This window comes from Escherichia sp. WS1152, from assembly GCF_046487665.1.
Lineage (GTDB): Bacteria > Pseudomonadota > Gammaproteobacteria > Enterobacterales > Enterobacteriaceae > Escherichia > Escherichia coli.
Map to the genome: position 1 here is coordinate 19,698 of NZ_JBJQJA010000025.1, position 22,678 is coordinate 42,375.

Here is a 22,678-nt window from a genome sequence, read left to right on the forward strand (position 1 = left end):
ACCCTTCGATGAATAAGCTGGTTTCTGATGGCAGCGTCAAAAAAATAAATTATCCGGTGCTGTATGAGTCCGGAATAACACCTCCGTTATGTGAAGTCAGTGCACCAGAACCTGATGCGGGTGGGAAACGCATTGTGGCATATGTTTATAAATCATCACGGAGTACGGTTTTTGAAAATCCTGACATTGTAAAAACCTGTACGGTCAGGGATTTGAAGAAGGATTTTGTGAACTGCGATGAGAAAGGTGAGGGACAATGAAACAGATTTCTTTCTTTATTCCTCTGCTGGGGACCTTATTACTTTCCGGCTGTGCCGGAACCAGTACGGAATTTGAGTGTAACGCCACCACATCCGATACCTGTATGACGATGGAGCAGGCCAATGAGAAGGCCAAAAAACTGGAGCGGTCCTCAGAAGCAAAGCCGGTTGCGGCATCACTGCCGCGCCTGGCTGAAGGGAACTTCCGGACAATGCCGGTGCAGACCGTCACCGCGACCACTCCGTCCGGCAGCAGACCTGCGGTGACAGCACATCCGGAGCAGAAACTGCTGGCACCTCGCCCGCTGTTTACCGCTGCCCGGGAAGTGAAAACGGTTGTTCCGGTCAGTTCAGTTACGCCGGTAACACCTCCTCGTCCGCTAAGAACGGGTGAGCAGACGGCAGCATTATGGATAGCGCCTTATATTGATAACCAGGATGTTTATCATCAGCCATCCAGCGTGTTTTTTGTTATTAAACCGTCTGCGTGGGGAAAACCACGTATTAATTAACTGGCCCTGAAGTTGTATATCAGCCGGCAATGCCGGCGGGCTTTCTGTATTCAAAATCTGCCTGTAAAACGAGTGCCCTGTGCGTGAAAAGGGATGGGCGGTAGCGTGTCAGAACATGTCGGGAGGAATATTCCGTGAGTGATGAAGCCGATGAAGCATATTCAGTGACAGAACAACTGACCATGACAGGAATAAACCGGATACGCCAGAAAATAAATGCTCATGGTATTCCTGTTTATCTCTGTGAAGCATGCGGAAATCCTATTCCGGAAGCCCGGCGGAAAATATTTCCCGGTGTGACGTTGTGCGTTGAATGTCAGGCGTATCAGGAAAGACAGAGAAAACATTATGCATAAGTCAGTCGCAGAACATAGTGATTTAATTCCGGATGAACATGAGTGGATATTCAGAAAACAGAAATCTTTGTATATGCGCCGGGAAATGGCGCGTTAATTACAGGTATTCCCTTCATGGCTACCGCATTTCTCGCTTTATTTTTCAACTAAGGAATTCATGTGAATAACCCACTTGAGGCCGTCACTCAGGCGGTTAACTCCCTTGTCACAGCACTGAAACTGCCTGACGAATCCGCAAAGGCCAATGAAGTTCTGGGCGAAATGAGCTTCCCGCAGTTCAGCCGTCTGCTGCCGTACCGTGATTACAACCAGGAATCCGGTCTGTTCATGAATGACACCACGATGGGCTTTATGCTGGAAGCCATCCCCATCAATGGGGCGAATGAGTCCATTGTGGAGGCCCTCGATCACATGCTGCGCACCAAACTGCCGCGCGGTATTCCGTTGTGTATCCATCTGATGTCCAGTCAGCTGGTTGGTGACAGGATTGAATACGGGCTGCGTGAGTTCTCCTGGTCAGGTGAACAGGCTGAACGGTTTAACGCCATTACCCGGGCCTATTATATGAAAGCGGCAGCGACACAGTTTCCGCTGCCGGAGGGGATGAATCTGCCACTGACCCTGCGCCATTACCGGGTGTTTATCTCGTACTGTTCTCCTTCGAAGAAAAAAAGCCGGGCCGACATTCTGGAAATGGAAAACCTGGTGAAAATCATCCGGGCGTCGTTACAGGGGGCCAGTATCACCACACAGACGGTGGATGCACAGGCCTTTATCGATATTGTCGGGGAGATGATTAACCATAACCCGGACTCCCTGTACCCGAAAAGACGTCAGCTGGACCCGTATTCTGATCTGAATTATCAGTGTGTGGAGGACAGTTTTGATCTGAAAGTCCGGGCTGATTACCTGACGCTGGGCCTGCGTGAGAACGGCAGGAACAGCACGGCCCGCATCCTGAATTTCCATCTGGCCCGTAACCCGGAAATCGCCTTCCTGTGGAACGTGGCCGACAACTACAGCAACCTGCTGAACCCGGAACTGTCCATCTCCTGTCCGTTCATCCTGACGCTGACTCTGGTGGTGGAAGACCAGGTGAAAACCCACAGCGAAGCCAACCTGAAGTACATGGACCTGGAGAAAAAGTCGAAGACCTCCTATGCCAAATGGTTTCCGTCCGTGGAGAAAGAGGCGAAGGAGTGGGGGGAATTGCGTCAGCGGCTGGGCTCCGGTCAGTCCTCCGTGGTGTCCTACTTCCTCAACATCACAGCATTCTGCAAGGACAATAATGAAACGGCGCTGGAAGTGGAGCAGGACATCCTGAACAGCTTTCGTAAAAACGGTTTTGAGCTGATTTCACCGCGCTTTAACCACATGCGCAATTTCCTGACCTGCCTGCCCTTTATGGCCGGGAAAGGGCTGTTTAAACAGCTGAAAGAGGCCGGAGTGGTTCAGCGCGCAGAGAGCTTTAATGTTGCCAACCTGATGCCGTTAGTGGCGGATAACCCCCTGACACCGGCAGGTCTGCTGGCACCCACCTACCGTAACCAGCTGGCGTTTATCGATATTTTCTTCCGGGGGATGAATAACACCAACTACAACATGGCGGTCTGTGGCACCTCCGGGGCCGGTAAAACCGGGCTGATACAGCCACTTATCCGCAGCGTGCTGGACTCCGGAGGCTTTGCCGTGGTGTTCGACATGGGGGATGGATACAAGTCCCTGTGTGAGAACATGGGCGGGGTGTATCTGGACGGTGAAACCCTGCGTTTTAACCCGTTTGCGAACATCACCGATATTGACCAGTCAGCGGAGCGTGTCCGTGACCAGTTGTCAGTGATGGCCAGCCCCAACGGTAACCTGGATGAAGTGCATGAAGGTCTGCTGTTGCAGGCGGTCAGAGCCTCCTGGCTGGTCAAAGAGAACAGAGCACGTATTGATGACGTGGTGGATTTCCTGAAAAACGCCAGTGACAGCGAGCAGTATGCCGAGTCACCGACTATCCGCAGCCGTCTGGACGAAATGATTGTGCTGCTTGACCAGTACACTGCCAACGGCACTTACGGCCAGTATTTTAACTCTGATGAGCCGTCCCTGCGGGATGACGCAAAAATGGTGGTGCTGGAGCTGGGCGGACTGGAAGACCGTCCGTCACTGCTGGTTGCGGTGATGTTCTCCCTGATTATCTACATCGAGAACAGGATGTACCGCACGCCGCGTAACCTCAAGAAACTGAACGTTATTGATGAAGGCTGGCGTCTGCTGGACTTCAAAAATCACAAGGTCGGTGAATTTATTGAGAAAGGCTACCGTACGGCCCGCCGTCATACCGGTGCCTATATCACCATCACACAGAACATCGTCGACTTTGACTCTGATAAGGCCTCCAGTGCTGCCCGCGCGGCATGGGGTAACTCCTCCTACAAAATTATCCTCAAACAGAGTGCGAAGGAGTTCGCGAAATACAACCAACTGTATCCGGACCAGTTCCTGCCACTGCAGCGCGACATGATTGGTAAGTTTGGTGCGGCCAAAGACCAGTGGTTCAGTTCCTTCCTGCTGCAGGTGGAAAACCATTCCTCCTGGCACCGTCTGTTTGTGGACCCGTTAAGCCGCGCCATGTACAGCTCTGACGGCCCGGATTTTGAGTTTGTGCAGCAGAAGCGTAAAGAGGGGCTGAGTATTCATGAGGCAGTGTGGCAGCTGGCGTGGAAGAAGTCAGGGCCGGAAATGGCTTCGCTGGAAGCCTGGCTGGAAGAACATGAGAAATACAGGAGTGTGGCATGAGTTCAATGCAGAAACCCGCCGACGTCACGGCAGAACGACGCAGCCACTGGTGGTGGACGGTGCCGGGATGCCTGGCAATGGTGTTACTGAACGCAGCCGTCAGTTACGGCATTGTCAGACTGAACGCACCGGTGACTGTCGCCTTCAACATGAAACAGACCGTGGATGCGTTTTTTGACAGCGCCAGTCAGAAACAACTGTCAGAAGCGCAGTCAAAAGCCCTTTCAGCGCGTTTTAACACGGCACTGGAAGCCAGCCTGCAGGCGTGGCAGCAGAAACACCACGCGGTCATTCTGGTGTCGCCTGCTGTGGTACAGGGGGCACCGGATATCACCCGGGAAATCCAGCAGGATATTGCCCGGCGAATGAGGGCGGAACCATGAGATGCCGGGGGCTGATTGCCCTGCTGATATGGGGGCAGAGTGTGGCCGCCGCCGATCTTGGTACCTGGGGCGATCTGTGGCCGGTAAAGGAGCCGGACATGCTGACGGTGATCATGCAGCGCCTGACGGCACTGGAGCAGTCCGGTGAGATGGGCCGGAAAATGGATGCCTTTAAGGAGCGGGTGATCCGCAACAGTCTGCGGCCCCCTGCCGTGCCCGGTATCGGACGCACGGAGAAATACGGCAGCCGGTTGTTTGACCCGTCCGTCAGACTGGCTGCGGATATCCGGGATAACGAAGGGCGGGTGTTTGCCCGTCAGGGTGAAGTGATGAATCCGCTGCAGTATGTTCCTTTTAACCAGACGCTGTATTTCATCAATGGCGATGATCCGGCGCAGGTGGCCTGGATGAAACGCCAGACGCCGCCCACACTGGAGAGCAAAATTATCCTCGTGCAGGGCAGTATCCCTGAGATGCAGAAGTCTCTGGACAGCCGTGTTTACTTTGACCAGAACGGTGTGCTCTGCCAGCGCCTCGGCATTGATCAGGTCCCGGCACGGGTGAGCGCCGTTCCCGGCGATCGCTTCCTGAAGGTGGAATTTATTCCGGCAGAGGAGGGCAGAAAATGAAGCGAAGGCTGTGGCTGCTGATGTTATTCCTTTTCGCCGGTCATGTCCCTGCGGCGTCTGCGGATTCTGCCTGTGAGGGGCGTTTTGTAAACCCGATCACAGATATCTGCTGGAGCTGTATTTTCCCGCTCTCGCTGGGCAGTATCAAAGTCAGTCAGGGTAAGGTCCCCGACACGGCGAACCCGTCGATGCCCATTCAGATTTGTCCGGCACCGCCGCCGCTGTTCAGGCGTATCGGGCTGGCCATTGGTTACTGGGAGCCGATGGCGTTGACGGACGTCACCCGGTCACCGGGATGCATGGTGAACCTGGGCTTCAGCCTGCCGGCTTTTGGTAAAACGGCACAGGGAACGGCGAAAAAGGATGAGAAGCAGGTAAATGGGGCGTTCTATCACGTTCACTGGTACAAATACCCGCTGACGTACTGGCTGAACATCATCACATCGCTGGGCTGTCTGGAAGGTGGTGACATGGATATCGCTTATCTTTCTGAAATCGACCCCACCTGGACGGACAGCAGCCTGACCACCATTCTCAATCCGGAAGCTGTCATCTTTGCCAATCCGATAGCACAGGGAGCCTGCGCAGCAGATGCGATTGCCAGCGCCTTTAATATGCCTCTCGATGTTCTGTTCTGGTGTGCCGGTTCGCAGGGAAGTATGTACCCGTTCAATGGCTGGGTGAGTAATGAGTCCAGTCCGTTGCAGTCCTCCCTGCTGGTCAGTGAACGCATGGCGTTCAAGCTGCACCGTCAGGGCATGATTATGGAAACCATCGGGAAAAATAACGCCGTCTGTAATGAATATCCGTCCCCAATCCTGCCCAAAGAACGCTGGCGTTACCAGATGGTGAATATGTATCCGGACAGCGGGCAGTGCCACCCGTTCGGGCGCAGCGTGACCCGCTGGGAAACCGGGAAAAATCCGCCCAACACAAAGAAAAACTTCGGCTACCTGATGTGGCGTAAACGTAACTGTGTCTTCCTGTGAGGTGAATGATGAAGCTGAGTATGAAATCTCTGGCAGCACTGCTGATGATGCTGAACGGGGCGGTTATGGCGTCAGAAAACGTGAACACTCCTGAAAACCGCCAGTTCCTGAAGCAGCAGGAAAATTTAAGCAGACAACTGCGTGAAAAACCTGACCATCAGCTGAAAGCCTGGGCGGAGAAACAGGTGCTGGAAAACCCCCTTCAGCGTTCAGATAACCATTTCCTGGATGAGCTGGTTCGTAAACAGCAGGCTTCGCAGGACGGGAAACCCCGGCAGGGTGCTCTGTATTTTGTGTCGTTTTCCATTCCCGAAGAGGGGCTGAAACGAATGCTGGGCGAAACCCGGCACTTCGGTATTCCGGCCACACTGCGGGGCATGGTGAACAATGACCTGAAGACCACCGCTGAAGTTGTGTTGTCCCTGGTGAAAGACGGCGCGACTGATGGTGTTCAGATCGACCCGACGCTGTTTTCACAGTACGGCATTCGCACTGTACCGGCACTGGTGGTGTTCTGCAGTCAGGGATACGACATCATCCGGGGAAACCTGCGGGTCGGCCAGGCGCTGGAGAAAGTGGCCGCCACGGGTGACTGCCGGCAGGTGGCTCATGATTTACTGGCAGGGAAAGGAGATTCCGGGAAATGAAACGTATTTTACCTCTGATACTGGCTCTGGTTGCCGGCATGGCACAGGCTGACAGCAACAGTGATTACCGGGCCGGTTCTGATTTTGCTCACCAGATCAAAGGGCAGGGAAGCAGCAGTATTCAGGGCTTTAAGCCACAGGAGAGTATCCCCGGCTATAACGCGAATCCGGACGAGACAAAATATTACGGTGGCGTGACTGCCGGCGGGGATGGCGGCCTGAAAAATGACGGCACCACGGAATGGGCGACCGGTGAAACCGGAAAAACCATTACAGAGTCATTCATGAACAAGCCGAAAGACATTCTTTCACCGGATGCACCGTTTATCCAGACCGGCAGGGATGTGGTGAACCGGGCTGACAGCATTGTGGGAAACACCGGGCAGCAGTGCAGTGCGCAGGAGATTAGCAGGAGTGAATACACGAATTACACCTGTGAGCGGGATTTACAGGTGGAGCAGTACTGCACACGAACTGCCCGTATGGAGCTGCAGGGGAGTACCACATGGGAAACCCGGACGCTGGAGTATGAAATGAGTCAGCTACCTGCACGTGAAGTGAATGGTCAGTATGTTGTCTCCATGACCTCTCCCGTTACCGGTGAAATTGTCGATGCGCATTACAGCTGGAGTCGTACTTACTTGCAGAAGAGTGTACCTATGACAATTACAGTACTGGGAACCCCACTGAGCTGGAATGCCAAATACTCAGCAGATGCCTCATTTACACCAGTACAGAAAACACTGACTGCCGGTGTGGCTTTTACGTCATCTCACCCCGTCCGGGTCGGGAATACAAAATTCAAACGTCATACGGCAATGAAGCTGCGTCTGGTTGTCAGGGTAAAAAAAGCCTCGTACACCCCGTATGTTGTCTGGTCTGAAAGCTGCCCGTTCAGCAAGGAGCTGGGGAAACTGACAAAAACAGAATGTACGGAGGCTGGCGGGAACAGGACGCTGGTGAAAGACGGTCAGTCATACAGCATGTATCAGAGCTGCTGGGCATACCGGGACACGTATGTCACGCAGTCAGCAGACAAGGGAACCTGTCAGACCTACACCGACAATCCTGCCTGTACCCTGGTGTCACACCAGTGTGCCTTTTACTCCGAAGAAGGTGCCTGTCTGCATGAATATGCCACGTACTCCTGTGAGTCAAAAACATCCGGGAAAGTGATGGTCTGTGGGGGAGACGTCTTCTGTCTCGATGGCGAATGCGATAAGGCTCAGAGCGGGCAGAGTAATGATTTTGCCGAAGCCGTTTCTCAGCTGGCGGCACTGGCCGCAGCAGGTAAGGATGTTGCGGCGCTGAACGGGGTGGATGTCCGTGCTTTCACCGGTCAGGCGAAATTTTGTAAGAAGGCTGCAGCCGGATACAGCAACTGCTGTAAGGACAGCGGCTGGGGACAGGATATCGGGCTGGCCAAATGCAGCAGTGATGAAAAGGCCCTGGCTAAAGCAAAATCAAACAAACTGACCGTCAGCGTCGGGGAGTTCTGTTCGAAGAAAGTGCTGGGTGTCTGTCTGGAGAAAAAACGCAGCTACTGTCAGTTTGATTCGAAGCTGGCGCAGATAGTCCAGCAGCAGGGGCGCAACGGTCAGTTGCGTATCAGTTTTGGTAGTGCGAAGCATCCTGACTGTCGGGGGATTACGGTTGATGAGCTGCAGAAAATTCAGTTCAACAGACTGGATTTCACTAACTTCTACGAAGACCTGATGAATAACCAGAAAATCCCGGACAGTGGCGTTCTGACGCAGAAAGTGAAAGAGCAGATTGCTGACCAGCTGAAACAGGCAGGACAGTAAGGTATGGGAAATAACCGGGGGAAATGATGAAAGTCATATTCACGTCGAACCGTTTTATTGATTTTCTTATCCGGCTTTTGATTACAGCGATTGTCATTTCTCCGGTAATTATCTGGTCGTGGGATACGGTAAAAGAAACCACGGCAGACGGGATGCTTGCCGCTGCTTTCGTTATCCTTTACTCCGGTGTGCTCCTGTTTATTCTGTATTTTTGTTTTTCTGCCCTGACTGACCTGCAGAAACCTGATGAAAGAAAAAGTGATGAAAGGAATGAAGATGAATAAAGCATTACTGCCACTGTTACTCTGCTGCTTTATTTTTCCGGCGTCAGGAAAAGATGCAGGCTGGCAGTGGTATAACGAGAAAATAAATCCGAAGGAAAAAGAAAATAAACCTGTACCTGCAGCCCCCCGTCAGGAACCGGATATTATGCAGAAACTGGCCGCACTGCAGACGGCAACAAAGCGGGCGCTGTACGAAGCCATTCTGTATCCCGGCGTGGATAATTTTGTGAAATATTTCCGGCTGCAAAATTACTGGGCTCAGCAGGCCGGGCTTTTCACCATGAGCGCCAGAAAGGCCATGCTGGCACATCCTGAACTGGACTATAACCTGCAGTACAGTCATTACAACGGCACGGTACGGAACCAGCTGGCAGCAGACCAGGCGCAGCAGCGACAGGCCATTGCGAAACTGGCTGAACACTACGGCATCATGTTTTTTTACCGGGGGCAGGACCCCATCGACGGGCAACTGGCGCAGGTCATTAATGGCTTCCGGGATACGTATGGTCTGAGTGTTATTCCCGTTTCCGTGGATGGCGTGATTAATCCGCTGTTGCCGGATTCCCGGACTGACCAGGGGCAGGCGCAGCGCCTCGGCGTGAAATATTTCCCGGCCATGATGCTGGTTGACCCGAAACAGGGCAGTGTTCGCCCGTTATCATACGGCTTTATTTCGCAGGACGACCTGGCAAAACAGTTCCTGAACGTTTCTGAAGATTTTAAACCCAATTTTTAATCGCGGATTTGATTTATGAGTGAAGATTATTTGAAAATGTTTACAGGTGTTGTTCTGTTAATATTTGTCATTATTGCCGGTTATTTCTTTTCTGAGCGTAATGACAGGAAAATGTTTCTCCTGAGCTCACTGGTTTTCCTTGTTGTTAATATCGCGTGTTTATATGTGCTTACCGCCAGTCTCTGGTTTCTGTGTGGTGCAATTATGAGTCAGGGCGCAGCACTGGTTGTTTCAATAGTTGCGGCCGCATTACCGGACGTTACGAGCTTCGACAGGTTCAGAAGAATATTTATCTGTATTATGTTGTCATCGGTATGGTCCGGAGTGATGTGGTTTTTTATAAGGGGGCTTATGACAGGCTAAGTCATATAAAACGGTCATAAAAACCATACAAAATAATGAGGTTGATTACTGAAGACCATATGATAAACCATACCGCAATCCAGTGGCTTCTGAATAGCTCACAAAAATAAATATAGATAATTGAAAATAACCATAATACAACGATGCCTGCTGCGATACTTAATAAACTTATTACAAGATAGTCAGGGAAAGCATTGACCGGTAATGAATGTGATGCTGCATATATCAGCGCAATAATTGCCGCATTTCCCAGTAACGACTCTCTTATTATGTTTCTGATTATTTCCAGTTTTTCTTTAAAAGATCGCTTTTCCATTTGTACCTCTGATTAATATCACACAAACGCGAATATTACAGACATGAATACTCTCATGTAAATAATAACCGGAGTTTAACATGATAAGTAAACGCAGATTCTCTTTACCCCGGCTTGATATTACGGGAATGTGGGTATTTTCCCTGGGTGTCTGGTTTCATATCGTCGCCCGTCTTGTTTACAGCAAACCCTGGATGGCTTTTTTTCTGGCGGAGCTGATTGCGGCCATTCTCGTACTGTTCGGCGCATACCAGGTGCTGGATGCATGGATTGCCCGTGTCAGCCGGGAAGAGCGTGAGGCACTGGAAGCCAGGCAACAGGCCATGATGGAAGGGCAGCAGGAGGGCGGACATGTCTCTCACTAAATCACTGCTGTTCACCCTGTTGCTGAGCGCCGCTGCTGTGCAGGCCTCCACCCGGGATGAAATAGAGCGACTCTGGAATCCGCAGGGTATGGCTACGCAGCCTGCACAACCGGCAGCAGGCACGTCAGCCAGGACAGCAAAGCCGGCTCCCCGCTGGTTCCGCCTCAGTAATGGCAGGCAGGTTAACCTGGCCGACTGGAAGGTGGTGCTGTTTATGCAGGGGCATTGCCCTTACTGTCACCAGTTTGACCCGGTACTGAAACAGCTGGCACAGCAGTACGGCTTTTCCGTTTTTTCCTACACCCTGGATGGTCAGGGGGATACGGCCTTTCCTGAAGCATTACCGGTGCCACCGGACGTGATGCAGACCTTCTTCCCGAATATCCCGGTGGCCACACCGACCACCTTCCTGGTCAACGTCAACACGCTTGAGGCATTACCGCTTTTACAGGGGGCAACGGATGCCGCCGGTTTTATGGCGCGGGTGGATACCGTTTTGCAGATGTACGGAGGAAAAAAAGGTGCGAAATAAGCAGGTGGTGTTACTCATTGCCGGAATATCCGGCATCGTGACGGGAATAATCGTCAGCCTGAATATCCCCTTTATCCGTCAGGGGCTTTTTTATCCCGCCAGCCCTGTAGAAATTGTCGTTTCGCTGAGTCTTACCTTTTCTGTTTCTGTTGTGTTTTTTGTGGGGGCAATTGTGGGATGGATTTCGGTGTCTGAAATATATTACAGCCGCATGACCGGTCTGAATGAATCATCGGAAATATCAGAGGGAACTTATAATGAGAGAAAATAAAAGTAATCCTGAACTCAAAATCAGAAGTACAGAACGAGATTATAAATACATTTCCAGAATTACTGGCAGGTATGCTGGATTGTCTCTGGTATTCCTGACTGCCGGAATTGTTTTATGGACAGTTATGGATATTATTTTTGATGCCTGTATTGATTCGTGGAAAGCGGACCCGGAATTAAATAATTCGAGTTATATGTGGAATATCCTGATATATGCCATTCCGTATACGTTATATGCGCTTGCAGCCGGGTTTCTTGTTACATTTTTTTCTGACCCCAATGTACGAATTAATATACGGAAATATCGAGATATTCCTGCTGAAATGTCGTATGCACCGGGAGAACACATTAAGGGAGGGCAAGAATGATGCCACGCATTAAACCTCTTCTGGTTCTTTGTGCCGCCTTACTGACGGTGACGCCTGCAGCGTCAGCGGATGTGAACAGCGACATGAATCAGTTCTTTAATAAGCTGGGATTTGCTTCCAATACCACACAGCCGGGCGTCTGGCAGGGGCAGGCCGCCGGCTATGCTTACGGTGGCTCCCTGTATGCCCGTACTCAGGTCAAAAATGTTCAGCTAATTTCCATGACGCTGCCGGATATCAATGCTGGATGTGGCGGCATCGACGCCTATCTCGGCTCGTTCAGTTTTATTAATGGTGAGCAGTTGCAGCGTTTTGTTAAGCAGATTATGAGCAATGCTGCCGGTTACTTTTTTGACCTTGCCCTGCAGACAACGGTGCCGGAAATAAAAACCGCAAAAGACTTCCTGCAGAAAATGGCAAGCGACATTAACAGTATGAACCTCAGTTCCTGCCAGGCTGCACAGGGGATTATCGGCGGGCTTTTCCCCCGGACGCAGGTGTCCCAGCAAAAAGTCTGTCAGGACATTGCCGGTGAGAGCAATATTTTTGCTGACTGGGCGGCTTCCCGGCAGGGATGTACCGTTGGCGGGAAATCTGACAGCGTCAGGGATAAAGCCAGCGACAAGGATAAGGAGCGGGTGACCAAAAACATCAACATCATGTGGAATGCGCTTTCCAAAAACAGAATGTTTGACGGCAACAAAGAGCTGAAAGAGTTTGTGATGACGCTGACCGGCTCACTGGTGTTTGGTCCCAACGGCGAAATCACACCGCTGTCAGCCAGAACCACTGACCGTTCAATTATCCGGGCCATGATGGAAGGCGGCACAGCAAAAATTTCTCACTGCAACGATTCTGATAAATGCCTGAAAGTGGTGGCAGACACACCGGTGACCATCAGCCGGGATAATGCACTGAAGTCTCAGATTACTAAACTTCTGGCCAGCATTCAGAACAAGGCTGTCAGTGACACGCCTCTGGATGACAAGGAAAAAGGCTTTATTTCCAGTACCACCATCCCCGTCTTCAAATACCTGGTTGACCCGCAGATGCTCGGTGTTTCCAACAGTATGATTTACCAGCTGACGGACTATATCGGTTACGACATCCTGCTGCAGTACATTCAGGAGCTGATACAGCAGGCACGGGCGATGGTGGCCACGGGAAATTATGACGAAGCGGTTATCGGGCATATTAACGACAACATGAATGATGCCACCCGGCAGATTGCGGCGTTTCAGTCACAGGTGCAGGTACAGCAGGATGCGCTGCTGGTTGTCGATCGTCAGATGAGCTACATGCGTCAGCAGCTTTCCGCTCGCATGCTCAGTCGTTACCAGAACAACTATCACTTCGGAGGGAGCACGCTGTGAATGAAGTTTATGTGATTGCCGGTGGTGAGTGGTTGCGGAATAACCTGAACGCCATTGCCGCCTTTATGGGAACCTGGACGTGGGATTCCATTGAAAAAATTGCGCTCACATTGTCTGTTCTCGCGGTGGCCGTAATGTGGGTACAGCGGCACAACGTGATGGATTTGCTGGGCTGGGTGGCCGTGTTTGTGCTTATCAGCCTGCTGGTTAATGTCCGCACATCGGTGCAGATTATTGATAACAGTGACCTGGTCAAAGTTCACCGGGTGGATAATGTGCCGGTCGGTCTGGCGATGCCACTTTCACTGACGACCCGTATCGGGCATGCAATGGTGGCCAGTTACGAGATGATCTTCACGCAACCGGACAGCGTCACCTACAGCAAAACGGGGATGCTGTTCGGGGCGAATCTGATTGTGAAAAGCACCGATTTCCTGTCCCGGAATCCGGAAATCATCAATCTGTTCCAGGACTACGTCCAGAACTGCGTGCTGGGTGATATTTACCTGAATCATAAATACACGCTGGAAGACCTGATGGCCTCCGCTGACCCCTACACGCTGATTTTTTCCCGCCCCAGCCCGCTACGGGGCGTTTATGACAACAATAATAATTTCATAACTTGTAAGGATGCGTCGGTCACGCTGAAAGACAGGCTGAATCTCGATACAAAGACGGGAGGCAAGACCTGGCATTATTATGTGCAGCAGATATTTGGCGGCAGACCGGACCCGGACCTGTTATTCAGACAACTGGTCAGTGACAGTTACAGTTATTTCTACGGCTCCAGTCAGTCTGCCAGCCAGATTATGCGCCAGAACGTCACCATGAATGCCCTGAAAGAGGGTATCACCAGTAATGCAGCCCGTAACGGTGACACCGCCAGCCTGGTAAGTCTGGCCACCACGTCATCGATGGAGAAACAACGTCTGGCACATGTCTCCATTGGTCATGTAACTATGCGAAACCTGCCGATGGTCCAGACTATCCTGACGGGGATTGCCATTGGTATATTCCCGCTCCTGATACTGGCGGCTGTCTTTAACAAGCTGACATTGTCTGTATTAAAGGGGTATGTGTTTGCCCTGATGTGGCTGCAGACCTGGCCGTTGTTGTATGCCATTCTGAACAGTGCCATGACATTCTATGCGAAACAGAATGGTGCGCCGGTCGTGTTGTCTGAACTCTCTCAGATACAGCTGAAATACTCTGACCTGGCCTCCACTGCCGGGTATCTTTCAGCCATGATCCCCCCGTTGTCATGGATGATGGTAAAAGGCCTTGGCGCAGGTTTTTCCAGCGTGTACAGCCACTTCGCCTCTTCATCTATCAGTCCAACGGCCAGTGCAGCAGGCAGTGTGGTTGACGGTAATTACTCCTACGGCAACATGCAGACGGAAAACGTGAACGGCTTCAGCTGGAGCACCAACAGCACCACGTCGTTTGGTCAGATGATGTACCAGACCGGCAGTGGCGCAACCGCCACACAGACCCGTGACGGTAATATGGTGATGGATGCAAGCGGAGCGATGTCCCGGTTACCGGTCGGTATCAATGCAACGCGTCAGATTGCAGCGGCACAACAGGAAATGGCCCGGGAGGCGTCGAACAGAGCCGAAAGTGCCCTGCATGGTTTCAGCAGCAGTATTGCCAGTGCCTGGAACACACTCAGTCAGTTTGGCTCTAACCGGGGGAGCAGTGACTCTGTCACTGGTGGTGCTGACAGCACGATGAGTGCTCAGGACTCCATGATGGCCAGCCGTATGCGCAGTGCAGTGGAAAGCTATGCGAAGGCGCATAATATCAGTAATGAGCAGGCGACGAGAGAACTGGCCTCGAGAAGTACAAATGCGTCGCTTGGCCTTTACGGTGATGCTTATGCTAAAGGGCATTTAGGCATAAGTGTATTGGGTAACGGTGGAGGGGTTGGTCTCCAGGCCGGAGCTAAGGCAAGCATTGATGGCAGTGATCTTGACTCACATGAAGCCAGTAGTGGTTCACGGGCCAGCCATGATGCTCGTCATGATATCGATGCCAGAGCTACACAAGACTTTAAAGAAGCCAGCGATTACTTTACCAGCCGCAAAGTCAGTGAATCCGGCAGCCATACTGACAATAATGCTGATTCCCGTGTGGATCAGTTGTCTGCAGCCCTGAATTCAGCGAAACAGAGTTACGACCAGTACACGACGAATATGACCCGCAGCCATGAATATGCTGAAATGGCATCCCGTACTGAGAGTATGAGTGGGCAGATGAGTGAAGATCTGTCGCAACAGTTTGCACAGTATGTGATGAAAAACGCACCGCAGGATGTTGAAGCTATTCTGACAAATACCAGTTCGCCGGAGATTGCAGAACGCCGTCGGGCTATGGCGTGGTCTTTTGTGCAGGAACAGGTACAGCCTGGTGTTGATAACACCTGGCGTGAATCCCGTAGAGATATAGGTAAAGGAATGGAGAGCGTACCTTCGGGTGGTGGCAGCCAGGATATTATTGCTGATCATCAGGGACATCAGGCCATAATTGAGCAAAGAACGCAGGACAGTAATATCCGTAATGATGTAAAACATCAGGTTGATAATATGGTCACAGAATATCGAGGTAATATCGGAGATACTCAGAACAGCATCCGAGGCGAGGAAAATATTGTAAAAGGGCAGTATTCTGAACTACAAAATCATCATAAAACAGAAGCATTAACTCAGAATAATAAATATAATGAAGAAAAGCTGGCTCAGGAAAGAATACCTGGTGCTGATAGTCCGAAAGAGCTTTTAGAGAAAGCAAAGAGTTACCAGCATAAAGAATAATCATAACATGTTGGGTAGGGTATGGAGAGACCATGATTACACAACAAATTATCAGTAGTGAGTTGGAAGTTTTAAAGAAACATATTGACTCAGGAGATATTAGAATTCCGTCACTATGGCAGGGATTAAAACCCGGGCTTATCATCATGGGGTGGATGATTTTTTGTCCCTTGCTAATGTCATTTCTAATAACACAAAAGACAAGTGAAACACTCACTGCTGTGTTAGCCGGAGGATGGCTTGGACTTATTATTCTGTTTATTGTGGCAAGGATTAGAATGTTATATTTCTCTCTGCCGGAAGAATTCCTAAAGACATCATCCGTAATGAGGGTTATATCATCAAAACTTAAAGTGTATTTCATTGTGTATATGGGAGTTATATTTTTATGGTCTTTTTTAGGTGGAGGGATTATATACGGTTTTGGCGCAATTTTAGTGACGGTTATTATGGCGTTCTTGATTCAATTAGATATCGGTAGATATCAATTTGTTGGTGTTATTGATGCAATCAATAGTTACGTCAAAAACAAGAAGTTATCAAGAGTAAAATAAAAGATATTAGAGAGTAAATATATGATGAAAACAAAAAAACTAATGATGGTTGCACTGGTCAGTTCCACTCTGGCCCTTTCAGGGTGTGGTGCGATGAGCACAGCAATCAAGAAGCGTAACCTTGAGGTGAAGACTCAGATGAGTGAGACCATCTGGCTTGAACCCGCCAGCGAACGCACGGTATTTCTGCAGATCAAAAACACGTCTGATAAAGACATGAGTGGGCTGCAGGGCAAAATTGCTGATGCTGTGAAAGCAAAAGGGTATCAGGTGGTGACTTCTCCGGATAAAGCCTACTACTGGATTCAGGCGAATGTGCTGAAGGCCGATAAGATGGATCTGCGGGAGTCTCAGGGATGGCTGAACCGTGGTTATGAAGGCGCAGCAGTTGGTGCAGCGTTAGGTGCCGGTATCACCGGATATAATTCCAATTCTGCCGGTGCCACACTCGGTGTGGGCCTTGCTGCCGGTCTGGTGGGTATGGCTGCAGATGCGATGGTGGAAGATGTGAACTATACCATGATCACGGATGTGCAGATTGCAGAGCGTACTAAGGCAACGGTGACAACGGATAATGTTGCCGCCCTGCGTCAGGGCACATCAGGTGCGAAAATTCAGACCAGTACAGAAACAGGTAACCAGCATAAATACCAGACCCGTGTGGTCTCAAATGCGAACAAGGTTAACCTGAAATTTGAAGAGGCGAAGCCTGTTCTCGAAGACCAGCTGGCCAAATCAATCGCAAATATTCTCTGATTATCTTCCGGAGGCTGGTCTGACCGGCCTCCTGACTGACGCCTCGCTTTGCTCGTTGTCCAACCCCGGAAAGAAATAAAATAAATTTTATTTCTCCCCGGCGTTTCCGAAATAAATATGAAAACACTGAGCGGTTGTGCAAATTCTTTGTGCGACCGTGAAGTGTTGCCGGCGAAGCCGGAATTTAACGGTTATTAATCTTTTCATCATTAATAATCAGTCCGACTGACTTTTTTTCTTCGGAATATCATCATGAGTTTTAACGCAAAGGATATGACCCAGGGCGGTCAGATTGCGTCCATGCGTATCCGCATGTTCAGCCAGATCGCCAATATCATGCTTTACTGCCTGTTTATTTTTTTCTGGATACTCGTTGGTCTGGTTTTATGGATAAAAATAAGCTGGCAGACGTTTGTGAACGGCTGTATTTACTGGTGGTGTACCACGCTGGAAGGCATGCGGGATTTAATCAAATCCCAGCCGGTCTATGAGATCCAGTATTACGGTAAAACCTTCCGCATGAACGCTGCTCAGGTACTGCATGACAAATATATGATCTGGTGCAGTGAGCAGTTATGGTCCGCCTTCGTGCTGGCTGCTGTTGTGGCACTGGTTATTTGCCTGATTACCTTCTTTGTTGTCTCCTGGATTCTGGGGCGTCAGGGTAAACAACAGAGCGAAAATGAAGTCACAGGTGGTCGTCAGCTGACAGACAATCCGAAAGACGTTGCCCGGATGCTGAAAAAAGACGGCAAGGACTCCGATATCCGGATTGGAGACCTGCCGATTATCCGGGATTCCGAAATCCAGAACTTCTGTCTGCACGGCACGGTCGGGGCCGGTAAGTCGGAAGTTATCCGTCGTCTGGCCAACTACGCCCGTCAACGCGGTGATATGGTGGTGATTTATGACCGTTCGGGGGAATTTGTTAAAAGTTACTATGATCCCTCCATCGATAAAATCCTGAATCCGCTGGATGCCCGCTGTGCCGCCTGGGATTTGTGGAAGGAGTGCCTGACACAGCCGGATTTTGATAATACCGCAAATACTCTGATCCCGATGGGTACAAAAGAGGATCCGTTCTGGCAGGGTTCAGGACGTACCATTTTTGCGGAAGCGGCGTATCTGATGCGTAATGACCCCAACCGCAGCTACAGCAAACTGGTGGACACACTGCTTTCCATCAAAATTGAAAAACTGCGTACCTACCTGCGTAATTCACCGGCGGCCAACCTGGTGGAAGAGAAAATTGAGAAAACGGCGATTTCCATCCGTGCTGTGCTGACCAACTACGTGAAAGCCATCCGTTACCTGCAGGGGATTGAGCATAACGGTGAGCCTTTTACCATCCGTGACTGGATGCGTGGTGTCCGGGAAGATCAGAAAAACGGCTGGCTGTTTATTTCGTCGAATGCCGACACCCATGCCTCCCTGAAGCCGGTGATCTCCATGTGGCTGTCCATTGCCATTCGTGGTCTGCTGGCAATGGGAGAAAATCGTAACCGTCGTGTGTGGTTTTTCTGTGATGAGTTACCCACGTTACACAAACTGCCGGACCTGGTGGAGATCCTGCCGGAAGCCCGTAAGTTCGGTGGCTGTTATGTGTTTGGTATCCAGTCCTATGCCCAGCTGGAAGATATCTACGGTGAGAAAGCGGCTGCCTCGCTGTTTGACGTCATGAACACCCGTGCCTTTTTCCGTTCTCCCAGCCATAAGATTGCAGAGTTCGCTGCCGGTGAAATTGGTGAGAAAGAGCACCTGAAAGCCAGCGAGCAGTATTCCTACGGTGCTGATCCGGTACGTGACGGGGTATCGACCGGTAAGGATATGGAGCGCCAGACGCTGGTCAGTTATTCCGACATTCAGTCTCTGCCGGATCTGACCTGTTATGTCACCCTGCCCGGACCGTATCCGGCAGTAAAACTCTCTCTGAAATATCAGACACGACCGAAGGTCGCTCCGGAGTTTATTCCGCGTGACATCAATCCGGAAATGGAGAACCGTCTGAGTGCCGTACTTGCCGCAAGGGAAGCAGAAGGTCGTCAGATGGCCAGCCTCTTCGAACCGGATGTCCCGGAGGTTGTTTCCGGAGAAGACGTGACTCAGGCTGAACAGCCGCAACAGCCGGTGTCTCCTGCCATCAACGATAAGAAGTCAGATTCAGGTGTGAATGTTCCGGCAGGGGGGATCGAGCAGGAGCTGAAAATGAAACCGGAAGAAGAGATGGAACAGCAACTGCCACCCGGGATCAGTGAATCCGGTGAAGTGGTGGATATGGCCGCTTATGAGGCATGGCAACAGGAAAATCATCCGGACATCCAGCAGCAGATGCAGCGTCGTGAAGAGGTGAACATTAATGTGCACCGGGAGCGCGGGGAGGATGTTGAGCCGGGAGATGATTTCTGATGAACAGGTCAACTCCAGTCTTCAATTCTCAGGCCGCCCACACGTTCAAATTCCCGGGTGTTATTAGTCACAATAATCAGTCCCCGACTGCGGGCATGACCTGCGATCATTTGATCAAATGGCCCGACAGGGCGTCCCTGAAGGGCAAGTTCTGCTCTTATCTGGCCGGTGTGTGTGGCAGCAGCAGCGTCGTAATCCAGAACGTCAATGCGGGAAACAAATCCCTCGATCACAGCGAGATTACGTTCAGGCATCTGGCTTTTTTCTGCACCATATATCACCTCCATCAGAGTAACCGAACTGATGCACATTCTCCCCTGGTTCAGGTTAAAACGTTCCCTGACACTGGCGGGTTTGTTCTTTATCGTAAAAATGCAGATGTTGGTATCGAGCATAAACTTCAGCATCAGAATGACTCCCTTTCCTGCATACCAGGCTGTTCCCTGTTATCCATAAAATCAGCGCTGACACTGTTTCCGTCGAACCATTCGTCCCATGCCTCTCCGGCAGGCGTAATGATTCGGGTTCGTCCGACAGCAATCACTTCAACGCGTTTTACGTTTTCCGGCAATGCAACCGCTTTTGGCAGTCTGACCGCCTGGCTGCGGTTGCTGAGAAATACGGTGGTTTCCATTATTTGCCTCCTTATGTGGATATGTCTTGTGTATATCCATTGTGGGATTGATGCCGGGATATGTCAAAGGGATATACGTTTATGATGAGTATTGCGCAGGTCAGATCGGCCGGAAGTGCCGGGAACTATTATACCGACAAGGATAATTACTATGTGCTGGGCAGCATGGGAGAACGCTGGGCCGGCAGGGGGGCTGAACAGCTGGGGCTGCAGGGCAGTGTTGATAAGGATGTTTTTACCCGTCTTCTGGAGGGCAGGCTGCCGGACGGAGCGGATCTAAGCCGCATGCAGGATGGCAGTAACAGGCATCGTCCCGGCTACGATCTGACCTTCTCCGCCCCCAAAAGTGTCTCCATGATGGCCATGTTAGGTGGCGATAAGCGCCTGATTGATGCACATAATCAGGCCGTGGATTTTGCTGTCCGTCAGGTGGAGGCGCTGGCCTCCACACGGGTGATGACGGACGGACAGTCAGAAACGGTGCTGACCGGTAATCTGGTGATGGCACTGTTTAACCACGACACCAGTCGCGATCAGGAACCACAGTTACACACGCATGCGGTGGTGGCTAATGTCACGCAGCATAATGGCGAATGGAAGACACTGAGCAGTGACAAAGTGGGGAAAACGGGGTTCATTGAGAATGTGTACGCTAATCAGATTGCCTTTGGCAGGCTCTACCGGGAAAAACTGAAAGAGCAGGTTGAGGCGCTGGGCTATGAAACTGAAGTGGTTGGTAAGCACGGTATGTGGGAAATGCCGGGTGTACCGGTGGAGGCCTTTTCCGGACGCTCACAGACTATCCGGGAGGCCGTCGGGGAAGACGCCTCGCTGAAATCCCGGGATGTGGCGGCGCTGGATACGCGTAAATCCAAACAGCATGTCGATCCGGAGATCAAAATGGCCGAGTGGATGCAGACGCTGAAGGAAACCGGGTTCGACATCCGGGCATATCGTGACGCGGCGGATCAGCGTGCGGATCTCCGCACGCTGACGCCCGGGCCTGCTTCACAGGACGGGCCGGATGTGCAGCAGGCGGTGACACAGGCGATTGCCGGATTAAGTGAACGAAAAGTGCAGTTCACGTACACGGACGTACTGGCCAGAACGGTCGGCATACTGCCGCCGGAAAATGGTGTGATTGAACGGGCACGCGCCGGTATCGATGAGGCCATCAGCCGTGAGCAGCTTATCCCCCTCGACCGTGAGAAGGGGCTGTTCACGTCCGGGATTCATGTGCTCGATGAGCTGTCAGTCCGGGCACTCAGTCGTGACATCATGAAACAGAACCGAGTGACCGTACATCCGGAGAAAAGTGTTCCCCGGACGGCCGGTTACAGCGATGCCGTCAGCGTGCTGGCACAGGATCGCCCGTCGCTGGCCATTGTGTCCGGGCAGGGCGGTGCAGCCGGGCAGCGTGAGCGGGGGGCTGAACTGGTCATGATGGCCCGGGAGCAGGGGCGGGAGGTGCAGATTATCGCTGCTGACCGTCGCTCGCAGATGAACATGAAGCAGGATGAGCGTCTGTCCGGTGAGCTGATAACCGGGCGGCGTCAGCTGCTGGAGGGCATGACCTTCACGCCGGGCAGTACCGTTATCGTCGACCAGGGCGAAAAACTCTCCCTGAAAGAGACGTTAACTCTGCTGGACGGTGCCGCACGGCATAACGTACAGGTCCTGATAATCGACAGCGGGCAGCGGACCGGTACCGGCAGTGCGCTGATGGCCATGAAGGATGCCGGAGTGAACACATATCGCTGGCAGGGGGGAGAACAGCGACCGGCAACCATCATCAGTGAACCGGACCGTAATGTCCGCTATGCCCGGCTGGCCGGAGATTTTGCGGTCAGCGTGAAAGCCGGAGAAGAGAGCGTGGCGCAGGTCAGTGGAGTACGGGAACAGGCCATGCTGACTCAGACCATTCGCAGTGAGCTGAAAACACAGGGCGTACTCGGACATCCGGAGGTGACCATGACCGCGCTGTCACCGGTCTGGCTGGACAGCCGGAGTCGTTATCTGCGGGATATGTACCGCCCGGGGATGGTGATGGAGCAGTGGAACCCGGAGACACGCAGTCATGACCGCTATGTGATAGACCGGGTGACGGCGCAGAGTCACAGCCTGACCCTGCGGGATGCGCAGGGCGAAACGCAGGTGGTGCGTATTTCTTCTCTGGACAGCAGCTGGTCGCTGTTCCGGCCGGAAAAAATGCCGGTGGCAGACGGCGAGCGTCTGAGGGTGACAGGGAAAATTCCCGGACTCCGCGTCTCCGGCGGTGACCGCCTGCAGGTGTCGTCCGTCAGTGAGGACGCGATGACGGTTGTTGTGCCGGGACGGGCTGAACCGGCCACCCTGCCTGTGAGCGATTCACCGTTCACGGCACTGAAGCTGGAGAACGGCTGGGTGGAAACGCCCGGGCATTCCGTCAGCGGCACTGTTGCAAAGTTAGCGATGAGGCAGCCTTTTGTCTTATTCAAAGGCCTTACATTTCAAAAACTCTGCTTACCAGGCGCATTTCGCCCAGGGGATCACCATAATAA

General features: G+C 51.7%; 25 protein-coding genes. 22 read left to right on the plus strand and 3 right to left on the minus strand.

Annotated features, from left to right (window positions below; all coding sequences use genetic code 11):
* The first annotated feature begins 8 nt into the window (after nt 1-8).
* From trbG to trbA, 12 genes are all read left to right on the plus strand, one after another.
* Nucleotides 9-260, plus strand: coding sequence for a conjugal transfer protein TrbG (trbG, locus tag ACJHW7_RS22885; protein ID WP_001038342.1), 252 nt, complete (start codon nt 9-11; stop codon nt 258-260).
* Entirely contained in the window at nt 257-772 is a 516-nt protein-coding gene (traV, locus tag ACJHW7_RS22890) for a type IV conjugative transfer system lipoprotein TraV (protein ID WP_000809841.1), read from the plus strand. The genes trbG and traV overlap by 4 nt, the downstream gene beginning before the upstream one ends.
* 134 nt (nt 773-906) lie before the next feature.
* Entirely contained in the window at nt 907-1,128 is a 222-nt protein-coding gene (traR, locus tag ACJHW7_RS22895; protein ID WP_001278689.1) for a conjugal transfer protein TraR, read from the plus strand.
* 159 nt (nt 1,129-1,287) lie between these two features.
* Complete coding sequence (traC, locus tag ACJHW7_RS22900) at nt 1,288-3,915, plus strand: type IV secretion system protein TraC (RefSeq protein WP_068858808.1); 2,628 nt, start codon at nt 1,288-1,290, stop codon at nt 3,913-3,915.
* Complete coding sequence (gene trbI, locus ACJHW7_RS22905; RefSeq protein ID WP_000097320.1) at nt 3,912-4,298, plus strand: type-F conjugative transfer system protein TrbI; 387 nt, start codon at nt 3,912-3,914, stop codon at nt 4,296-4,298. Before traC ends, trbI begins: the two co-directional genes overlap by 4 nt.
* Nucleotides 4,295-4,927 (plus strand): type-F conjugative transfer system protein TraW, encoded by a 633-nt coding sequence (gene traW / locus ACJHW7_RS22910; RefSeq protein WP_001203720.1) that lies wholly within the window; start codon nt 4,295-4,297, stop codon nt 4,925-4,927. Before trbI ends, traW begins: the two co-directional genes overlap by 4 nt.
* Nucleotides 4,924-5,916: a conjugal transfer pilus assembly protein TraU gene (gene traU / locus ACJHW7_RS22915; protein ID WP_000830185.1), complete on the plus strand. Its 993-nt coding sequence runs from the start codon at nt 4,924-4,926 to the stop codon at nt 5,914-5,916. The genes traW and traU overlap by 4 nt, the downstream gene beginning before the upstream one ends.
* An 8-nt stretch (nt 5,917-5,924) precedes the next feature.
* Nucleotides 5,925-6,563, plus strand: a complete 639-nt coding sequence (gene trbC / locus ACJHW7_RS22920; RefSeq protein WP_130559722.1) for a type-F conjugative transfer system pilin assembly protein TrbC — start codon at nt 5,925-5,927, stop codon at nt 6,561-6,563.
* Entirely contained in the window at nt 6,560-8,368 is a 1,809-nt protein-coding gene (gene traN / locus ACJHW7_RS22925; protein WP_000821847.1) for a type-F conjugative transfer system mating-pair stabilization protein TraN, read from the plus strand. Before trbC ends, traN begins: the two co-directional genes overlap by 4 nt.
* A gap of 26 nt (nt 8,369-8,394) precedes the next feature.
* A complete protein-coding gene (locus ACJHW7_RS22930) occupies nt 8,395-8,652 on the plus strand; it encodes a conjugal transfer protein TrbE (RefSeq protein WP_000864318.1) in 258 nt (85 codons plus the stop codon).
* Nucleotides 8,645-9,388 carry a type-F conjugative transfer system pilin assembly protein TraF gene (gene traF, locus ACJHW7_RS22935; protein ID WP_001030367.1) on the plus strand — a complete coding sequence of 248 codons (744 nt, stop codon included), beginning with the start codon at nt 8,645-8,647 and terminating at the stop codon, nt 9,386-9,388. Before ACJHW7_RS22930 ends, traF begins: the two co-directional genes overlap by 8 nt.
* A 15-nt stretch (nt 9,389-9,403) precedes the next feature.
* The gene (trbA, locus tag ACJHW7_RS22940; RefSeq protein WP_001287913.1) at nt 9,404-9,751 is read left to right on the plus strand and encodes a conjugal transfer protein TrbA; all 348 of its coding nucleotides are present in this window, start codon (nt 9,404-9,406) and stop codon (nt 9,749-9,751) included.
* A gap of 1 nt (nt 9,752) precedes the next feature.
* Here the strand turns inward: trbA and ACJHW7_RS22945 are convergent, their stop codons facing one another.
* A complete protein-coding gene (locus ACJHW7_RS22945) occupies nt 9,753-10,067 on the minus strand; it encodes a protein ArtA (RefSeq protein ID WP_000415566.1) in 315 nt (104 codons plus the stop codon).
* An 80-nt stretch (nt 10,068-10,147) separates the two neighbouring features.
* On the opposite strand from ACJHW7_RS22945, the gene traQ reads away from it, so the two are divergent.
* The 9 genes from traQ to traD all read left to right on the plus strand — a co-directional run bounded on the left by traQ (nt 10,148) and on the right by traD (nt 19,504).
* The gene (gene traQ, locus ACJHW7_RS22950) at nt 10,148-10,432 is read left to right on the plus strand and encodes a type-F conjugative transfer system pilin chaperone TraQ (protein WP_000624109.1); all 285 of its coding nucleotides are present in this window, start codon (nt 10,148-10,150) and stop codon (nt 10,430-10,432) included.
* Nucleotides 10,419-10,964 (plus strand): type-F conjugative transfer system pilin assembly thiol-disulfide isomerase TrbB, encoded by a 546-nt coding sequence (gene trbB / locus ACJHW7_RS22955; RefSeq protein WP_000059850.1) that lies wholly within the window; start codon nt 10,419-10,421, stop codon nt 10,962-10,964. Before traQ ends, trbB begins: the two co-directional genes overlap by 14 nt.
* Nucleotides 10,894-11,235, plus strand: a complete 342-nt coding sequence (gene trbJ / locus ACJHW7_RS22960; protein ID WP_001443031.1) for a P-type conjugative transfer protein TrbJ — start codon at nt 10,894-10,896, stop codon at nt 11,233-11,235. The genes trbB and trbJ overlap by 71 nt, the downstream gene beginning before the upstream one ends.
* Nucleotides 11,222-11,602, plus strand: coding sequence for an F-type conjugal transfer protein TrbF (gene trbF, locus ACJHW7_RS22965; RefSeq protein ID WP_024201580.1), 381 nt, complete (start codon nt 11,222-11,224; stop codon nt 11,600-11,602). Before trbJ ends, trbF begins: the two co-directional genes overlap by 14 nt.
* Nucleotides 11,602-12,975: a conjugal transfer pilus assembly protein TraH gene (gene traH, locus ACJHW7_RS22970; protein ID WP_021553026.1), complete on the plus strand. Its 1,374-nt coding sequence runs from the start codon at nt 11,602-11,604 to the stop codon at nt 12,973-12,975. The genes trbF and traH overlap by 1 nt, the downstream gene beginning before the upstream one ends.
* On the plus strand, nt 12,972-15,788 hold the full coding sequence (traG, locus tag ACJHW7_RS22975) for a conjugal transfer mating-pair stabilization protein TraG (protein ID WP_001007052.1): 2,817 nt from the start codon (nt 12,972-12,974) through the stop codon (nt 15,786-15,788). Before traH ends, traG begins: the two co-directional genes overlap by 4 nt.
* Before the next feature lie 32 nt (nt 15,789-15,820).
* The gene (gene traS, locus ACJHW7_RS22980; RefSeq protein ID WP_000632670.1) at nt 15,821-16,342 is read left to right on the plus strand and encodes a conjugal transfer entry exclusion protein TraS; all 522 of its coding nucleotides are present in this window, start codon (nt 15,821-15,823) and stop codon (nt 16,340-16,342) included.
* A gap of 24 nt (nt 16,343-16,366) precedes the next feature.
* Nucleotides 16,367-17,098 carry a conjugal transfer complement resistance protein TraT gene (gene traT / locus ACJHW7_RS22985; RefSeq protein WP_000850422.1) on the plus strand — a complete coding sequence of 244 codons (732 nt, stop codon included), beginning with the start codon at nt 16,367-16,369 and terminating at the stop codon, nt 17,096-17,098.
* A 252-nt stretch (nt 17,099-17,350) separates the two neighbouring features.
* Nucleotides 17,351-19,504 carry a type IV conjugative transfer system coupling protein TraD gene (gene traD, locus ACJHW7_RS22990; RefSeq protein WP_000009350.1) on the plus strand — a complete coding sequence of 718 codons (2,154 nt, stop codon included), beginning with the start codon at nt 17,351-17,353 and terminating at the stop codon, nt 19,502-19,504.
* 8 nt (nt 19,505-19,512) lie between these two features.
* On the opposite strand, the gene ACJHW7_RS22995 is transcribed toward traD, so the two are convergent.
* Nucleotides 19,513-19,911, minus strand: coding sequence for a type II toxin-antitoxin system tRNA(fMet)-specific endonuclease VapC (locus tag ACJHW7_RS22995; protein WP_000911324.1), 399 nt, complete (start codon nt 19,909-19,911; stop codon nt 19,513-19,515).
* On the minus strand, nt 19,911-20,138 hold the full coding sequence (gene vapB / locus ACJHW7_RS23000; protein WP_020219222.1) for a toxin-antitoxin system antitoxin VapB: 228 nt from the start codon (nt 20,136-20,138) through the stop codon (nt 19,911-19,913). Before vapB ends, ACJHW7_RS22995 begins: the two co-directional genes overlap by 1 nt.
* Before the next feature lie 81 nt (nt 20,139-20,219).
* Here vapB and traI point away from each other — a divergent pair.
* On the plus strand, nt 20,220-22,678 hold a 2,459-nt coding region (gene traI / locus ACJHW7_RS23005; RefSeq protein ID WP_410233580.1), incomplete at its 3' end, for a conjugative transfer relaxase/helicase TraI.

Coding starts and splice junctions, on each gene's coding strand:
- trbG (WP_001038342.1), top strand. CDS start 9: ATGAATAAGCTGGTTTCTGATGGCAGCGTCAAAAAAATAAATTATCCG.
- traV (WP_000809841.1), top strand. CDS start 257: ATGAAACAGATTTCTTTCTTTATTCCTCTGCTGGGGACCTTATTACTT.
- trbI (WP_000097320.1), top strand. CDS start 3,912: ATGAGTTCAATGCAGAAACCCGCCGACGTCACGGCAGAACGACGCAGC.
- traW (WP_001203720.1), top strand. CDS start 4,295: ATGAGATGCCGGGGGCTGATTGCCCTGCTGATATGGGGGCAGAGTGTG.
- traU (WP_000830185.1), top strand. CDS start 4,924: ATGAAGCGAAGGCTGTGGCTGCTGATGTTATTCCTTTTCGCCGGTCAT.
- trbC (WP_130559722.1), top strand. CDS start 5,925: ATGAAGCTGAGTATGAAATCTCTGGCAGCACTGCTGATGATGCTGAAC.
- traN (WP_000821847.1), top strand. CDS start 6,560: ATGAAACGTATTTTACCTCTGATACTGGCTCTGGTTGCCGGCATGGCA.
- ACJHW7_RS22930 (WP_000864318.1), top strand. CDS start 8,395: ATGAAAGTCATATTCACGTCGAACCGTTTTATTGATTTTCTTATCCGG.
- traF (WP_001030367.1), top strand. CDS start 8,645: ATGAATAAAGCATTACTGCCACTGTTACTCTGCTGCTTTATTTTTCCG.
- trbA (WP_001287913.1), top strand. CDS start 9,404: ATGAGTGAAGATTATTTGAAAATGTTTACAGGTGTTGTTCTGTTAATA.
- ACJHW7_RS22945 (WP_000415566.1), bottom strand. CDS start 10,067: ATGGAAAAGCGATCTTTTAAAGAAAAACTGGAAATAATCAGAAACATA.
- traQ (WP_000624109.1), top strand. CDS start 10,148: ATGATAAGTAAACGCAGATTCTCTTTACCCCGGCTTGATATTACGGGA.
- trbB (WP_000059850.1), top strand. CDS start 10,419: ATGTCTCTCACTAAATCACTGCTGTTCACCCTGTTGCTGAGCGCCGCT.
- trbJ (WP_001443031.1), top strand. CDS start 10,894: ATGCCGCCGGTTTTATGGCGCGGGTGGATACCGTTTTGCAGATGTACG.
- trbF (WP_024201580.1), top strand. CDS start 11,222: ATGAGAGAAAATAAAAGTAATCCTGAACTCAAAATCAGAAGTACAGAA.
- traH (WP_021553026.1), top strand. CDS start 11,602: ATGCCACGCATTAAACCTCTTCTGGTTCTTTGTGCCGCCTTACTGACG.
- traS (WP_000632670.1), top strand. CDS start 15,821: ATGATTACACAACAAATTATCAGTAGTGAGTTGGAAGTTTTAAAGAAA.
- traT (WP_000850422.1), top strand. CDS start 16,367: ATGAAAACAAAAAAACTAATGATGGTTGCACTGGTCAGTTCCACTCTG.
- traD (WP_000009350.1), top strand. CDS start 17,351: ATGAGTTTTAACGCAAAGGATATGACCCAGGGCGGTCAGATTGCGTCC.
- ACJHW7_RS22995 (WP_000911324.1), bottom strand. CDS start 19,911: ATGCTGAAGTTTATGCTCGATACCAACATCTGCATTTTTACGATAAAG.
- vapB (WP_020219222.1), bottom strand. CDS start 20,138: ATGGAAACCACCGTATTTCTCAGCAACCGCAGCCAGGCGGTCAGACTG.